Source organism: Microbulbifer maximicatervae (SeqCode), from assembly GCF_056231245.1.
Genome location: NZ_CP174334.1, coordinates 1,442,968 through 1,459,445, shown reverse-complemented (window position 1 = coordinate 1,459,445; position 16,478 = coordinate 1,442,968). Strand labels below are relative to the sequence as shown.

The 16,478-nt window shown below is 52.6% G+C and carries 13 protein-coding genes and 3 tRNA genes; 2 read left to right on the top strand and 14 right to left on the bottom strand.

The annotated features are described in order from the left end of the window. Positions 1–56: 56 nt before the first annotated feature. Positions 57–133, bottom strand: a tRNA-Val gene (locus tag ACJJIS_RS06345). Positions 134–309: 176 nt separating this feature from the next. Beyond that, positions 310–2,319, bottom strand: a complete 2,010-nt coding sequence (gene uvrB / locus ACJJIS_RS06340) for an excinuclease ABC subunit UvrB (RefSeq protein WP_475709736.1) — start codon at positions 2,317–2,319, stop codon at positions 310–312. A 241-nt stretch (positions 2,320–2,560) separates the two neighbouring features. On the opposite strand from uvrB, the gene ACJJIS_RS06335 reads away from it, so the two are divergent. Further along, positions 2,561–2,636 (top strand) — tRNA-Asn (locus tag ACJJIS_RS06335). Positions 2,637–2,682: 46 nt separating this feature from the next. Then, positions 2,683–2,758 (top strand) — tRNA-Asn (locus tag ACJJIS_RS06330). A 121-nt stretch (positions 2,759–2,879) separates the two neighbouring features. Here the strand turns inward: ACJJIS_RS06330 and ACJJIS_RS06325 are convergent. The 12 genes from ACJJIS_RS06325 to serC form a co-directional block, all read right to left on the bottom strand. Beyond that, positions 2,880–4,832 carry a polysaccharide biosynthesis protein gene (locus tag ACJJIS_RS06325; protein WP_475709735.1) on the bottom strand — a complete coding sequence of 651 codons (1,953 nt, stop codon included), beginning with the start codon at positions 4,830–4,832 and terminating at the stop codon, positions 2,880–2,882. A 54-nt stretch (positions 4,833–4,886) separates the two neighbouring features. Then, a complete protein-coding gene (locus tag ACJJIS_RS06320; protein ID WP_475710336.1) occupies positions 4,887–5,768 on the bottom strand; it encodes an MraY family glycosyltransferase in 882 nt (293 codons plus the stop codon). A gap of 353 nt (positions 5,769–6,121) precedes the next feature. Then, positions 6,122–6,430 carry a ComEA family DNA-binding protein gene (locus tag ACJJIS_RS06315; protein ID WP_475709734.1) on the bottom strand — a complete coding sequence of 103 codons (309 nt, stop codon included), beginning with the start codon at positions 6,428–6,430 and terminating at the stop codon, positions 6,122–6,124. A 141-nt stretch (positions 6,431–6,571) separates the two neighbouring features. Continuing rightward, positions 6,572–7,279, bottom strand: a complete 708-nt coding sequence (gene pyrF, locus ACJJIS_RS06310) for an orotidine-5'-phosphate decarboxylase (RefSeq protein WP_475709733.1) — start codon at positions 7,277–7,279, stop codon at positions 6,572–6,574. Positions 7,280–7,349: 70 nt separating this feature from the next. Further along, complete coding sequence (gene lapB / locus ACJJIS_RS06305; protein ID WP_413662668.1) at positions 7,350–8,543, bottom strand: lipopolysaccharide assembly protein LapB; 1,194 nt, start codon at positions 8,541–8,543, stop codon at positions 7,350–7,352. Between the two features lies 1 nt (position 8,544). After that, positions 8,545–8,853: a lipopolysaccharide assembly protein LapA domain-containing protein gene (locus ACJJIS_RS06300; RefSeq protein WP_413662669.1), complete on the bottom strand. Its 309-nt coding sequence runs from the start codon at positions 8,851–8,853 to the stop codon at positions 8,545–8,547. A 92-nt stretch (positions 8,854–8,945) separates the two neighbouring features. After that, complete coding sequence (gene ihfB / locus ACJJIS_RS06295) at positions 8,946–9,254, bottom strand: integration host factor subunit beta (RefSeq protein ID WP_282932044.1); 309 nt, start codon at positions 9,252–9,254, stop codon at positions 8,946–8,948. A 141-nt stretch (positions 9,255–9,395) separates the two neighbouring features. After that, positions 9,396–11,075 carry a 30S ribosomal protein S1 gene (gene rpsA / locus ACJJIS_RS06290; protein WP_413662670.1) on the bottom strand — a complete coding sequence of 560 codons (1,680 nt, stop codon included), beginning with the start codon at positions 11,073–11,075 and terminating at the stop codon, positions 9,396–9,398. Between the two features lie 168 nt (positions 11,076–11,243). After that, positions 11,244–11,933: a (d)CMP kinase gene (cmk, locus tag ACJJIS_RS06285; RefSeq protein ID WP_413662671.1), complete on the bottom strand. Its 690-nt coding sequence runs from the start codon at positions 11,931–11,933 to the stop codon at positions 11,244–11,246. Between the two features lie 74 nt (positions 11,934–12,007). Then, a complete protein-coding gene (locus ACJJIS_RS06280; protein ID WP_475709732.1) occupies positions 12,008–14,239 on the bottom strand; it encodes a bifunctional prephenate dehydrogenase/3-phosphoshikimate 1-carboxyvinyltransferase in 2,232 nt (743 codons plus the stop codon). Beyond that, positions 14,239–15,342, bottom strand: coding sequence for a prephenate dehydratase (pheA, locus tag ACJJIS_RS06275; RefSeq protein WP_475709731.1), 1,104 nt, complete (start codon positions 15,340–15,342; stop codon positions 14,239–14,241). The genes ACJJIS_RS06280 and pheA overlap by 1 nt, the downstream gene beginning before the upstream one ends. A 46-nt stretch (positions 15,343–15,388) precedes the next feature. Further along, positions 15,389–16,468, bottom strand: coding sequence for a 3-phosphoserine/phosphohydroxythreonine transaminase (gene serC, locus ACJJIS_RS06270; protein ID WP_475709730.1), 1,080 nt, complete (start codon positions 16,466–16,468; stop codon positions 15,389–15,391). Between the last annotated feature and the right edge of the window lie 10 nt (positions 16,469–16,478).

The following is a 16,478-nucleotide window of genomic DNA, read 5'->3' as shown; positions in this document are numbered from 1 at the left end:
CATGAATTTATTCATGGAACTCTTGATCGGGATGGGCAATCCATCCTTTTGAAAGGTGGTAGACCCGGGCGGATTTGAACCGCCGACCTCTGCCATGTCAAGGCAGCGCTCTAACCAACTGAGCTACGGGTCTAAAGCTCTACAGCGGGGGAACCCTGTGCTGTGAAGAGCGCGAACTTTAGCACCGCTTTTCAGTGTTTTCAACAACTTACTGAACTTTTGTGTGAAATTTTTTAAGAGCGACCAAGCACCAACAAGGCAGTGCGGGACTATCAAAATGTAGATCCAAGTCCCGCCCTTCAGCAAGGATTATTCCACACCTTTTAAGTGGGTAATCTCATCGCGCAATTTTGCTGCTGCTTCAAATTCCAGGTTCTTCGCATGTTGGTACATTTGCTCTTCCAGTTCGGCAATTCGGGCCCAGCGCTGCTTATCGGTAAGGGCCTCAACATCCACCTTGTACTCACCTTTACCCTCGGCAACTTTGCGACGCCCTTTCTTCGGCACACCGGGGGCCACCGCTCCCTCCAGAATATCCGCCACACTCTTGCGGATACCTTTTGGAGTAATGCCGTGCTCCTCATTAAAGGCCAGCTGCTTCTCGCGGCGGCGACGAGTCTCTTCGAGAGCGCGCTCCATAGAGCCGGTGACTTTGTCCGCGTAGAGAATCGCCCTCCCCTCCAGGTTTCGCGCAGCCCGCCCAATGGTCTGGATCAGCGAACGATCGGAACGGAGGAAGCCCTCTTTATCGGCATCGAAAATTGCCACCAGGGCAACTTCCGGCATATCCAGGCCTTCTCGCAGCAAGTTAATGCCAACTAGCACGTCAAACTCGCCAATACGCAGGTCCCGGATAATCTCCACCCTCTCGACAGTATCAATATCGGAGTGTAAGTAGCGGACACGAACACCACTTTCGGAGAGATATTCAGTCAGGTCTTCCGCCATCCGCTTGGTCAATACGGTAATCAGTACTCGCTGATCGGCATCCACGCAGCGATGAATTTCAGACAGGGCATCATCTACCTGGGTCAATGCTGGGCGAACTTCGACTTCCGGGTCCACCAACCCTGTCGGGCGAACCACCTGCTCGACCACTTGCCCCGCATTCTCTTGCTCATAGGCCCCTGGGGTTGCGGACACAAAAACCGTCTGGGGTGCCAACCCCTCCCACTCTTCAAACTTGAGAGGACGATTGTCCAGGGCCGATGGCAGACGAAAGCCATACTCCACCAAAGTTTCCTTGCGCGACCGGTCTCCACGATACATACCGCCGATTTGCGGCACTGTCACGTGACTCTCATCGATAAATAACAGTGCATCATTGGGCAGGTAATCAAAAAGCGTGGGCGGCGGCTGACCAATACCGCGACCGGAGAGGTAGCGGGAATAGTTCTCTACGCCATTGCAGTAGCCAAGCTCCTGCATCATCTCCACATCGTAGCGGGTACGCTGATCTAGCCGCTGCGCTTCGACCAGCTTATTGTTACCACGCAATTGCTCCAGGCGCCCTCGTAACTCATCTTTGATTTCATCGATGGCGCTGACGATGGTCTCTCGCGGCGTCACATAGTGGCTCTTGGGGAAGATGGTCACTCGGGGCACCTTCCTGAGCTGCTCTCCAGTGAGCGGGTCAAATATGGTGATCTCTTCGATCTCTTCATCAAAAAGAGACAGGCGCACCGCTTCCAAATCGGAGTCTGCCGGGTAGATATCGATAATATCGCCGCGCACCCGGTAAGTGGCGCGACGAAAATCTGCATCGTTGCGAGTGTATTGCAGTTCTGCCAGACGCCTGAGGATAGTGCGCTGATCAACGAGATCACCGCGATCCAGATGCAGCACCATCTTCAAATATTTGTCCGGGTCACCCAAACCGTAAATTGCCGAAACTGTGGCGACCACAATCACATCGCGTCGCTCAATAAGTGCCTTGGTGGCCGATAGGCGCATCTGCTCGATATGCTCGTTTACGGATGCATCCTTTTCGATAAAGGTGTCCGAAGAGGGAACGTAAGCTTCCGGCTGGTAGTAGTCGTAGTAAGAAACAAAATATTCCACCGCATTCTTCGGGAAAAACTCTTTAAACTCACCGTAGAGCTGGGCCGCCAGCGTTTTATTGTGAGCCATCACAATGGCCGGCCGCTGCAGGCGCTCAATAATATTCGCCATAGTGAAGGTCTTACCCGAACCGGTAACACCCAGCAGCGTTTGATGGCTGAGGCCATCATCAATTCCTTCTGACAACTGCTCTATCGCCAGAGGCTGATCGCCCGCTGGCTGATACTTGGATTCCACCTTAAAAGGTCGCGACTCCATACACTTCCCCCAACCGCTTAATCATTCATGCAACACAGGATTGTAGGCTGTCGTCATACGACCCACAATTGCAAGAGAATAGCGTCCTACCCTTCCCAACTCTGACCTGCAGCATTTTGCGCATGGCCCCAAAAAATAATTTCCTGACAAATCAATTAGTTAAAGATGAAAAAAGGGGTTGACCTGTTCGGAAGTGCTCTATAATATACGCGCCATCTCAACGGCACAGCCGAAAAGATATTCCGCCTTAGCTCAGTTGGTAGAGCAAATGACTGTTAATCATTGGGTCGCTGGTTCGAGCCCAGCAGGCGGAGCCAAATTTCAAAGCGCAGCTTAATTTGCGCTCTATAAATTAGATTAAATTCCGCCTTAGCTCAGTTGGTAGAGCAAATGACTGTTAATCATTGGGTCGCTGGTTCGAGCCCAGCAGGCGGAGCCAAACAAAAGCCCGGATAGATTCCATCTATCCGGGCTTTTTCTTTTCTGCTCAAATATTTTTAATCTATATGGAGATTGTGAGATAGCGGCCAACCGTATTAGTTAGCCGCCCAAAATATACACTAGCGGGAACCAGCCTCCCCAGCTAAAGGCAACCTCTCCACAGTCGCCCCTCCACTCGCCTTACGCACCTGCCCCTGCCTCGACCAGACAACATCGACCAGCCCCTGCTTGGGTGAATAGCCTTTTACTGCCCGACATAGAATCCTGCGGACCTGCTCGCAATCATGAGAGCCGCACGCATCCCTGAGCTCTGAAACCAGAAGCTGCAAAGCCTCACTGTCGAGACGCTCCTCTTCGGCGCGCATAATCATTGGGTGGTCCGTGCCCAGCACGTTATCCCCCAACAACAATTCTTCGTACAACTTCTCCCCAGGACGCAACCCAGTGAGCTGAATCTCAATATCACCATCAGGGTTTTCTTCATCCCTTACCGTGTGCCCCATCAAACGAATCAAGCGCTCAGCCAGATCGTAGATACGAACCGGTTCACCCATATCGAGAACAAATACATCCCCATTGCGCCCCATACTCCCAGCCTGCAATACCAGCTGAGCCGCCTCGGGAATCGTCATAAAGTAACGGGTTACTTTTGAGTGGGTCACAGTTACCGGACCGCCGGCATTGATCTGATCCGTGAACAAGGGAATTACCGAGCCGGAAGAGCCGATAACATTACCAAACCTGACCATGCACACACGCATCTTGTTGAAGCGGCGACCAAAATCCTGGCAAATCAGCTCAGCAAATCTTTTAGTGGCCCCCATAACATTGGTTGGCCGGACAGCCTTATCAGTAGAGATAAGCACAAACTGCTCAACCCCACACTGCTCCGCAGCCTCAAGCACAGAGAGGGTGCCCAGAACATTATTGTCGGCACCAATAACAACGTTCTGCTCAACTAAGGGCACATGCTTGTATGCGGCCGCATGGTAAATTGTATGCACGGAGAAGCCCTGAATAATTTCCGCCATACGCTCAGTGTTACGCACATCGCCAAGCAGCGCGGTTACTTCAAACTGGACCCCGTCATCCTGATGCTGCTGTCTCAACTCGCGCTCTATCTGATAGAGGGCATATTCAGAGGACTCGACAACAACCAGCCTGGCAGGCTTCCATTGCGATATCTGCCTGCACAATTCTGACCCGATGGACCCACCAGCACCAGTGACCAAAACCACCTTGCCACTGATAGAGCCAGAAACGAGCTCCTTTTGTGGCTCAACAGGAGCGCGCCCCAGGATATTTTCATAGGTTTGTGTGACATCCCCTGCTCGCCCCACACCGTCGAGTAGCTCCTCCACTCCGGGAATCGCCTTCACCACTAGGCCCCGCTCTCTGAGCGCCTTGGTTATCTCCCTGCGCCGCCGCCGGGGCACCCCCGGCATAGCCAAAATAACTTCTGCTATATCTTTACCCGCAACCACTTCAAGAATGTCTGCAGGGTTATACACGAGCAACCCATCAATAAAGGTCTTTTGTTTGGAGGCGTTATCATCAAAAAAAGCAACGGGCTTATATAGCTGCCCGTGAACCAACGCTTTATACATTTGCAGGCCCGCAGTACCAGCACCATAAATGGCCACCCGGGTTTTATGAATCTCAAGTGCTGTCTGATAGTAAAGGCGGACCAACCAGCGGGACCCACCAACCGCAATAAATGCAAAGCACCAGTAGATAACAGGGACAGAGCGGGGAACCCCTGCCGTAGTCAGGTAAGAAAAGAGCGCCAACATCACGGCAGAAAGAGTGACCCCCTGCAGAACCGCGATGATAGCTTTTTGACCCATGTACCGAATAATAGTCCGGTACAAACCGAGCCGTAAGAAAATAAAACTAGTAGCAACTAATGTTAACCCCAAGCAAGCAAACATTCGCCACTCAAGAAATTGTGCGACGCCATTGAGCCGGATTGCCATAGCTAGCAGAAAGGCCAAACTTAACATCAGCATATCAAATGCCAACATCAATACCGGCTTTTGGATTCTCTTTACGCCTCGCCAAACCCTTGTCACATGACTCCCCGAAATCTACCTACAAACAAAAAACCATCCTCTTGTAGAGGCTACTCAGATCTTCTCAAATACGGCAACCGCTAATGCCACTGAAGAGAAGAGCACCATCACACCCAACTGCACTACGAGCGCTTTTTTTACTCCAACCCGAATTGCATATCTTTGATAAAAGTGCTCGCGATGAGCCTCCCACCAACGCTGACCGCCCAACATTCGCTTTAATAGCGTGTAAGTAGCATCCAGCCAAAAAGGTGCAAATATAACCACCGGCACCCAAAGCCCAAACGCTCCCCGTTGCCAGCCATACAAACTGACAGCAACCACCGCCAAACCTATACCTGTTGAGCCGGCATCGCCCAAAAAAATCTTCGCTGAAGGCCAATTGAAGACCAAAAAAACAGATGCACAAACAGCCAACAGCGCACAGAGCCAAGCTAGCTCAACATCTCCATTTAAAGCGCAAACCAATCCCAGAGAAGAAAAGCCGACGAGCGTCATTGACCCCGCCAAGCCATCCATCCCATCCATAAAGTTATAGAGATTGATAGCCCAAGCACCAGCCAAAATGAATATTGGGTAAAACCACCAATCCAACCTTTCCGGCAACGCAATTAACAGCAAGGCTACCGCCAGAAGATGAGCTGAAAAACGAAAGTGTATAGCCACACTCCTCAGGTCATCCAGTGCGGATACAGCTAACAGCAGCGCAAATGCACCCAACACCAACGGAGACAAATTAAGCGGGCTAGCAACTACTGCGACCAAGCAGCCGAATAGGAAAGCCCACCCACCTGTACGAGGAACCGGCACCGAGTGCATCGAACGATTATTTGGAATGTCGAGTGCAAAATTGCGCATTCGCACGATAAACACTGAGGTGGCGCCGTAACTTGTTGCCACAGCCAACAATAACGGAACCACCCAATCCCAAGCCATACTACTCAAGCAATTAACCCTTCATAACTTCTACGCAAGCCAATCTTTCCAGTCACCCTTAACACGGCAAATGTTTGCCTGAAAAGCAATCACGACTTTCTACATCCCCTAAAGGAAAACCCTAGAGGTCGCCTAAACAGAGAACATTCGCCAATAATTAAAGGAAGATCAGAGCGGGAGGCAGAACACCATAAAATATGAGAATCGATGAGTGACACAATCCAAGCGTTACATCTTACCGAGAATTGCAGTTGAACGACACCAAGGCGACTCATCTATTACGACTCTCTTGTTCATCAGTTCAAGATCCCGACCGGAGGCTATAAAAAACCACCAATCGGGATCAGTGTTCACTAGAGCTGAATTACATCCCTGTTTTTATCCAGGGTTGCCGCACCTATCCCTTTGACATTCAACAACTGTTCCACAGAGGTGAACGGACCATGCTCTTCGCGATATTTGACAATCAATTGCGCTCGCGCTTCACCAATACCATCTAACTTCTCGGCAAGCTCAACAGCTGAGGCACTATTGACATTGACTGACAACACAATCTCTTTGGCATCAACACTGTCTGGCTCCCCTGCATATGCAGAAGGATTTAGAAAGAGCGAAACAGCTAATGCAAAAACAACAGAAAACAATCGGTAGGTCAATTTCATGACTAACTCCCAGTGAATTATGAGTTTCACTTTGGGACTACAATTACTTCCCCCAAGCAACGCCATGATATCAACAGGCGACATTCTGTCGGCTCAAGCCTAATTACACATCATTACAAGCTGCGAAGCAAGATAACCATCCTAATTTGCCAGTTCGGCCAGTACTGACTTTAGGGCCGCCAGGGGTTCAGCAGCAGCAGTGATGGGACGACCCACAACCAAATAGTCAGAACCCTGCTCCAAAGCTTCAGCAGGCGTCAAAGTGCGTCGCTGATCCCCAGCATCAGAGCCCGCAGGACGAATCCCCGGCGTCACCAAGGAGAAATCGGCCCCACATTCACTGCGCAGTAGTTGGGCCTCCCGTGCGGAGCAGACTACACCGTCGAGACCGCAGGATTTAGCCTGAGAGGCCAGGTGCAACACCTGCTTTTCCAGCGGAGTAGCCACGCCAACCGCAGCCAGCTCCTCTGCAGTTGTGCTGGTAAGTACGGTAACCGCAATTAATAGAGGCTTACCTTCGCCAAATTCCCGCAGGGCCTCGGCGGCAGCCAACATCATCCGCTCACCACCACTTGCGTGAACATTAACCATCCATACCCCCAATTTCGCAGCAACTTTAACGGCCTTTGCAACAGTATTGGGGATATCGTGAAATTTAAGGTCCAGAAATACCTGGAAGCCCCGGTCAACCAGCGTTTTCACCAGGTCTGGACCAGCGGCAGTAAACAGCTCCTTACCAACTTTGACCCGACACAGCGACGGATCGAGCTGATCTGCCATTGCCAGTGCAGACTCAGCATTGTCGTAATCCAGAGCAACGATAACCGGAGAAGAAACTTTAGACTGCAAGAAAAACCTCATTCATTTCAAAAGCCGCCCCGACCAGGCCGTCAGCCCGGTGAGCAGGACAGTCATTACTTTACTCGCCCTCAATCCCCTTAACGGAGCGTACCGAATCCCAGTGCTTGCAGCTCGGACACAACCAGTGCAACTGATTACCCGAAAACCCACAATTGCTACACCGGTAGTGAGGGCGGCTCGCTATAAGCTGGTCGATTAATGTCTTGAGTAGAGAGAGATTCTCTCTCGCCCTACCCTCTGTACTATCAATATGGAGGTCGAGAAAGCGTCCCAACCCCCTCAAAGACGGGCGCAGCGCCAGCTGCTTCCCCATAAATGCAGCCGCTGCAGCCTCGCTATCCTGCTGCTGAATACGCTCAGTCAGGGCAATCAATACACTATTAGAGGGGTGCTCTTTCAAAAGGGATTCAAGATAGCGATCCAACCCCTTGCCATCCCCTAAATCCCCATAACAAGTAATCAACAACTCAAGGATTTCAGGAATATAGTCCGGGCTCTGCTTGGGGATCCGCTGCAAAACCTTAATGGCCTCTCTTGGCTTACCAAGCAGATATTCGAGGCGACCCCACAGCAAATTTGCCCGCACTGAGCTGCGCTCATAACTCAGGGCAGAATCGATATGCTTCCTCGCACTTAGGTAATCCTTTGCCGCTATTGACTCCTCTGCCAATTCGCAGCAAAAATGAGCCTGAACCGGGGCCCAGTCAGCCGAGAGGCGCTTGAACCGTCGGCCATGCAACAGGTTTACAGCATGGATCGCTTTAGCCCATTCCCTTTCATCCCGGTAGACTTCAATCAGACGCTCAAGGCTAACAGCCTTTAACTCCTGAGAAGTCTCAACCAGCTCTTGTAGCAGACGTTCAGCTCTATCCAGCCAGCCAGCAGAAATATAGTCACAGGCAAGTTCAAGTTGAGCTTTGTTTTGACTAACTCTGGACAAGCTCGGGCGCCCGAGTAAATTTTGATGGACTCGAATCGCCTGATCGTACTCCCCTCTTCGGCGCAACAGACTTCCAAGAGCCAGGTGGGTGTCAAAAGTAGCCTGACTTACTTCCAAAGAGTCAATAAATTTATCGATGGTATCGTCGTGGCGCTCACTCAATAAATAGTTCAAACCCTGGGCATAAGACCTCACCAGCGCATGCTCTTGCTCACTATAATCCGCCACTTTCTTTTTGGCGCTGCCTCGCCCCAGCACCCAGCCGATCGCGATTGCCGCAAGCAGGAAAAAGAAATAGGTAAAATCGAGCAAATCAGTCTCCAGAAGCCTTGCGGTGGGCGGTGTGTAATTCCCGCTCCATTTTCTTCAATTGCTTCTCGAGCGACCGCACTTGGCGACGCTTGGCATAAACAGGCTGCAGGCTAACGACAAAACCCAGCAACAACCCCAGCAACAAGAAACCAATCAACCAAAAGCCTACACTTCCTGCCGGCAGTTGATAGCCCACAATATTTGGCTTGATAGTCTCCGGATTGGCAACTGCGAAATAAATCCCCAAGGCGATGCAAAGCAGGGCGACGACCCCATAGACGATGCGTGTCAGCCAACGCAAAAATGACAAGGGAACCTCCACGTTCCACAAAAACTTTATCGATTAACGACGAAGCTCACCCCGATTAATGGCAGTATTTATACTGCTGCCAGGGAATCTAATCATACTTCGATACTCGCCTCATCGTGCATACTTCGATTCACTCTGTCGCGCAACTCTTTGCCAGGTTTGAAATGCGGGACATATTTCCCGGCGAGATCAACCGCGTCCCCAGTTTTGGGATTCCGGCCCGTACGCGGAGCTCGATAGTGAAGAGAAAAGCTACCAAAGCCGCGTATCTCTATACGCTCACCCTGAGACAGGGCATCTGACATGGTGTCGAGCACCACTTTTACCGCCAGCTCTACATCCTTAACTGGCAGCTGATCCAACCTCAACGCAATCCTTTCGATCAGTTCGGACTTGGTCATGCGCTCCGCAACCTTTGTAAGTCATTGATTATTCTGGAGTAGAGCACCAATCATCTAATAGAAAGCCGGACTGGGCAACCCCAGTCCGGCTTTCGAGTCACTCCAAATGATCCATTTGGAGCTGTGAACACTCAAAGACAATTAGTCTTTGTTGTTCATTTGCGCCTTAATCAGGTCACCGATAGTAGCGGGCTGAACTTGTTCAGACTGCTTCTTGCTGTGATCCTTGATAGCTTGCTTCTCGTCGTCCTGGTCTTTGGCTTTGATAGACAGGCTGATCACGCGGTTCTTGCGATCCACACTGGTGATCTTAGCTTCTACTTCTTCGCCTTCTTTCAGAACGTTGCGAGCATCTTCAACCTTGTCGCGACTGATTTCAGAAGCGCGCAGTACGCCTTCTACTTCGTCCGCCAGGGTGATTACTGCTTGCTTAGCGTCAACTTCCTTAACAGTACCTACAACGATGCTGCCGCGATCGCTGGTGGTAACGTAGTCGGAGAACGGATCGGACTCCAACTGCTTGATGCCCAGGGAGATACGCTCACGCTCGGAATCGATGCCCAGGATAACAGTCTCGATTTCGTCGCCTTTCTTGAACTTGCGAACAGCTTCTTCGCCAGCTTCGTTCCAGGAGATGTCGGACAGGTGAACCAGACCGTCGATGCTGCCGTCGAGACCAATGAAGATACCGAAGTCAGTGATGGACTTGATCTTACCGGAGATCTTGTCGCCCTTAGCAAATTTACGCGCGAAGGCATCCCACGGATTTTCCTGGCACTGCTTGATACCCAGGGAGATACGACGACGCTCTTCGTCGATATCCAGGATCATCACCTCTACCTCGTCGCCAACCTGGACAACTTTGGACGGGTGAATGTTCTTGTTGGTCCAATCCATTTCGGAAACGTGTACCAGACCTTCCACACCTTCTTCCAGCTCGGCAAAGCAGCCGTAGTCGGTCAGGTTGGTTACAACCGCCTTCACGCGGCTGTTCTCTGGGTAACGCTGCTTGATGGATACCCAAGGATCTTCGCCCAACTGCTTCAGGCCAAGGGATACACGGCTGCGCTCGCGGTCGAACTTCAGTACTTTTACTTCGATCTCGTCGCCAACGTTCACGATCTCGCTCGGGTGCTTGATGCGCTTCCAAGCCATATCGGTGATGTGCAGCAGGCCGTCGATGCCGCCCAGGTCTACGAAAGCACCGTAGTCGGTCAGGTTCTTCACGATACCCTTGACGCTCATGCCTTCCTGCAGGCTTTCCAGCAGAGCTTCACGCTCTTCGGAGGTGGCAGCTTCCATAACGGCGCGGCGGGAAACAACTACGTTGTTGCGCTTGGAGTCCAGCTTGATAACTTTGAACTCGAGCTCTTTACCTTCCAGGTGCGCGGTGTCGCGAACCGGACGAACGTCAACCAGAGAGCCGGGCAGGAACGCACGGATATTGGCAACATCAACAGTAAAGCCACCTTTAACCTTACCGCTGATAACACCTTTAACCACTTCGTCAGCTGCGTGAGCTGCGTCGAGGATTTTCCAGGCTTCAGCGCGCTTGGCTTTTTCGCGGGACAGACGGGTTTCACCGAAACCGTCTTCTACAGCTTCCAGGGCAACCTGTACTTCGTCGCCCACCTGCAGCTCAACTTCACCTTTATCGTTGGCGAATTGTGCAGCAGGGATAACGCCTTCAGACTTCAGGCCCGCGTGAACGGTAACCCAGTCTTTATCTACGTCGATTACAACACCAGTAACAATTGCGCCCGGTGCCATTTCAACGCTTTTCAGGCTCTCTTCAAATAGATCAGCAAAGCTCTCGCTCATTACATTACCTATAGTGCTGGGTCCAGCCGTTGGTAACTGTTAAGTCTAGTCAACCGCCAGCCGCGACCCCAACCGCGCTGCCAGCACGCGGGTCGGATTACGATAACGGCCGGGCGATTCTGGCTGATCCCGGCCGCTGTCGTTAGAAAACTATTTACCGCCCGAACTTCAGGGTGAAATACGGTCCTGAACCAAATCGAGCACTTTTCGGAGGACTTCATCGATACCCACCCCCGTACTATCCAGCTCAACCGCATCCTCAGCGGGAGCCAGGGGGGAGGCTTTTCTGTTCATATCCTGTGCATCTCGGGCACGGATGTCCTCCAGCAGGTCGCGGAGGCTAACAGAAACCCCCTTCTCCTGCAACTGAGCGAAACGCCTGTTAGCGCGCTCCTCAGCGCTGGCGGTTAGGTAAACCTTGACCGGCGCGTCGGGAAACACGGTAGTGCCCATATCCCGACCATCGGCAACCAAGCCGGGGGCTTGACGGAAGTCCCGCTGGCGCTGCAGCAGCGCTGCCCGCACTCCGGGAATTGCCGCGACCTTGGAAGCGGCCATGCTTACCCGCTCCATACGGATATCTGCGGTGACGTCACTCTCTTCCAGCCACACCTGCAACTGACCGGCACTCACGGTAAAGCGCACATCGAGATCTTTCGCCAATTCGGTCAGCAACTTGTCATTGGAGAGGTCAACTTCCTTATTAAGTGCGGCCAAAGCTGCAGCCCGATAAAGGGCCCCGGAGTCCAACAAGGAAAATTTCAGGCGATCAGCCAAAAGCTTTGCAATGGTCCCCTTGCCCGAACCACTGGGACCATCAATGGTAACTACTGGTGGCAACCCGTTTGTATCACTCATATTATCTATACAACTCAACATCTCTGGCGGATGCGCTCAAACGAATCACAACCGCCCAAACCTGAATGTCCGTGTCACGCCAACTGCAACTTGAGACCCGCGCCCGTTGCCAGTTCGGCAAAGTTCGGGAATGAGGTCGCCACATTGGCGCAGTGAAGGATGCGGATTGTATCCTTTGCGCGCAGCGATGACACTGCAAACGCCATAGCAATACGGTGATCCCCCAAGCTATCGACGGTGCCTCCAGAAAATACCGCACCCTCTTTGCAGCCCTGGATCACGATACCGTCCGGTGTTGGCTCAGCTTTTACCCCAAGTGCAATCAAGCCATTTGCCATCGCCTGAATCCGGTCACTCTCTTTGACCCGCAACTCCTCCGCACCAGTCAGGACGGTCTCACCTTCTGCACAAGCTGCCGCAACAAACAATGCAGGAAACTCATCAATCGCCAGGGGTACCTGATCCTCAGGGATGCGAATTCCCTTCAAGGGCGCATAGCGAACACGAATATCCGCCACCGGCTCACCGCCCACTTCGCGCATATTCAGCAATTCGACATTGCCGCCCATTGCACGGAGGATATTGATAACCCCATCGCGGGTGGGATTGATCCCCACATGCTCCAGCACAACATCGGAACCGGGAGAGATAGCGGCAGCAACCATAAAGAATGCGGCTGAAGAAATATCGGCAGGCACATCGATGCGACAGGATTTCAGTGAGCCACCGCCCACCAACTTAGCCTGAGCACCATCCCGCTCCACCTTATAACCAAAGCCCTGCAACATGCGCTCGGTATGATCTCTAGTGGGCGCCGGCTCAACGGTAGACGTTTGACCCTCACTATAGAGCCCAGCCAGCAATACCGCTGATTTCACCTGGGCACTGGCCATCGGCAGCGGGTAATCGATCCCTTTCAACGCACTACTACCCTTAATCAAAAGCGGCGGACGACCTTCCGGGCCAGTCTCAATATTTGCACCCATCTCACGCAGGGGGTTAGCCACGCGATTCATCGGGCGCTTTGACAGGGACTCATCGCCAGTGAGTGTTACGTCGAAATCCTGCCCGGCAAGCAATCCAGCCAACAGGCGCATGGAGGTCCCGGAGTTACCGAGATATAGCGGTCCGGGCGGTGCCTGCAAGCCATTAAGACCCACGCCATGAATTACAACCCGACCGTTGTCCGGCCCCTCAATTACAACCCCCATATCGCGGAAAGCCTGCAGGGTTGCCAGTGCATCCTCACCCTCCAGAAAGCCCTCAACTTCTGTAACTCCCTCGGCCAGGGAGCCCAGCATAATTGAGCGGTGCGACATGGATTTGTCCCCCGGCACCCTGAGCTTGCCATTTACAGCATCGCCCGGCTGCACGATAAAAGTAATCTCTTGTTCTTGCATAGGTTCCGAATACGCTTGTTTTGCCAACATTTTGGTAAAGTGATCCCGTGCCGCTTTGGCGCGGGTAAAAACCCCCATCAGGGCTGCGCTATCACCGGAGGCAATAGCGTCGCGCAGGGAAGAAAGGTTGAGGCTGTATAGGTCGATAGCCTTTAAGATGGCATCCCGATTGGCGAGCATAATATCTCGCCACATCACCGGATCACTGGAAGCGATACGAGTAAAGTCACGGAAGCCTCCCGCCGCATAGCGGAAGATATTTTCGTTTTCCGCATCGTGGGCCAAAGTGTCCACAAGGCTAAAAGCGATGACATGGGGAAGATGGCTCGTAGCAGCCAGAACCTCGTCGTGCTCCTCCACTGACATTGTCAGGGGCTCAGCTCCCACGGCCTGCCATGCTCGCTCCACAAGCTGCAAATGAGCAGCCCCTGTATTCGCAAGCGGCGTCAGGATAATGCGGTGATCCCTATAGAGGTCATCTCTCGCCGCGGTAACACCACTTTTTTCAGAACCAGCGATTGGGTGCCCTGGCACCAGAAAACCTGGAGCACTCCCCCACACTTTCTCTGCCGCTGTCACCACGCTACCTTTTACGCTGGCACCATCTGTCACAGCGACTCCCGCCGGCAGGTGTTCTTTCAGCTGCGCGAATACAGACTCAATCGCCAGTGTCGGCACAGCCACAAACACCAAATCGCCCGGCTCCAGCTGCGGCAATACCAGCTCGAGACTGGTGCTGGCCCGATCAACAATACCGAGCGCCCTAGCTTCATCGCAGACACTCTCTTCCAGAGCGACCCCGATAACCTCTCGGCAAGCCCTGGCAGCTTTCAGTGCTAGGGCAAAGCTCCCCCCAATTAAACCGATCCCAACAACCAGCAGTCGGCCAATTTGAGCTTGCCCCATCACAGCACTCCGCGAGGGTAGGAACCCAGCACTTTCAGATCTGAGGCACAGCCTCCAACCTCTTTTAGCGCCTCGGCAATTCCCTGGGTATCGCGGTGGCCGCTAAAATCGATAAAGAACACATAGGTCCAATTGCCAGACTGCGATGGCCGGGTCTCTACCCGGGTCAAATCGACGCTGTAGCGACGAAACGGCTCCAGGAGATCGTGCAGAGCACCTGGCTCATTGCGCATTGATACCATCAATGAGGTCTTATCATCCCCACTCGCAGGCACTTGCTGGGTACCAATAATCAAGAAGCGGGTGGAATTATCCGGGCGATCTTCTATTTTCTCCGACAGCACCTTCAACCCATAGAGTTCCGCTGCCATATCGCCAGCTATCGCCGCAGTATTCCACTCACCCTTAACGCGCTTGGCCGCATCCGCATTGCTGGCAACTGCAACACGCTCCACATTGGGATAATGGGCATCAAGCCATTTGCGGCACTGCGCTAAGCTCTGCGCATGGGAATAAATACGAGTGATTGACTCTGGGCGCGTTACATCTGAGATCATCAAATGATGATGGATACGCAGCTCCACCTCACCGCAGATACTCAGGTTGGAGTGCATAAAGTTGTCCAGGGTGTGGTTGATCACCCCTTCGGTAGAGTTTTCTACCGGCACAACACCGTAACTGACGGCACCTGCTTCTACCTCACGGAAAACTTCATCAATTGCCGCCAGCGGCCGGCTCTGGGCAGAGTTGCCGAAGTGCTTTAATGCCGCCTGCTGGGTAAAGGTACCCTCAGGGCCCAGGTAGGCCACTTTGATGGGCTCTTCCAAGGCCAGGCAGGCCGACATAATTTCGCGAAACAGTCGCGCCATTTCTTCATCAGTCAGCGGACCATTATTGCGCTCCATAGCCTTGCGCAGCACTTGTGCTTCACGCTCCGGCCGATAATAGAGAGCATCCTCGCCAGTAGCTTTCTTAACCTCTGCAACCTCCAGGGCGCAGCGAGCCCGCTCACTAATTAAGCGAGCAATCTCTCCATCAATACTATCGATCTGATTGCGCAGCTCCAGCAGTCGCTGGTCACCATTCACAGTTTCCTCTGCCATTCGTTTATCTACTTTCTCTAGAAATCATCAAGATTGAATTAGCCACCTAAGCCTTGCGCGCTTCAAAATCCGCCATAAATGCCACAAGCGCCTCCACTGCCTCCATGGGAACGGCGTTATATAGCGACGCGCGCATCCCCCCCACAGAGCGGTGCCCCTTTAAGCTCAACAAACCCGCTTCTTCTGACTCAATCAAAAACTGCTTATCCAGGCGGTCGTCAGCCAACACAAAGGGCACATTCATGCGGGAGCGACTTCCCTCCTCAACCGGACTGGAGAAAAAGTCACTGCTGTCGAGGAAGTCGTACAGCATTTTGGATTTAGCATCGGCCTGCTTAGCCATCGCATCAACACCCCCCTGATCTTTCAACCACTGGAAGACAAGACCAGATAAGTACCAAGCGAAAGTAGGTGGCGTGTTATCCATAGAGCCCGCTTCTGCCGCCACCTTCCAGCTCAAACTGCGAGGAATATTTTCCAGTGAGCGATCGAGTAAATCATCCCGAATCAAGGCTACAGCGATACCTGAGGGGCCAATATTTTTCTGCGCGCCGGCATAGATAACGCCGAACTTTTCCACCTCAATCGGTTGAGACAAAATAGTTGAGGACATATCCGCCACTAGCGGGCACTCCACTTCCGGCACATAGCCAAACTCAACACCGCCAATCGTCTCGTTGGGGGTATAGTGGAAATAAGCCGCATCACCACTCGACTGCCAGCTGTCTGCCGCAGGTGCATAGCTGAAGTTGCGATCCTCACTGGATGCAACCACATTAACCTCACCGTAGCGACGAGCTTCTTTAATAGCTTTGGCCGCCCAACTACCGGAGTGTATAAATTCAGCTTTGGATGAGCCGGCACCGAGAAGATTCCAGGGCACGGCACTGAATTGCCCAGTTGCCCCGCCCTGAAGAAACAACACTTTGTAGTTGCTCGGCACACTGAGCAGATCGCGGAGATCCTGTTCGGCCCGCTCAGCTACCTCAACAAACTCTGGAGAACGGTGGCTGACCTCCATTACAGAGCAACCGAGCCCTTGCCAATTGAGCAACTCCCTTTGCGCCTGCTCCAATACGGGCTGCGGTAAAGCGGCAGGGCCTGCACAGAAATTAAACTTCCTCATGAGCTGATTT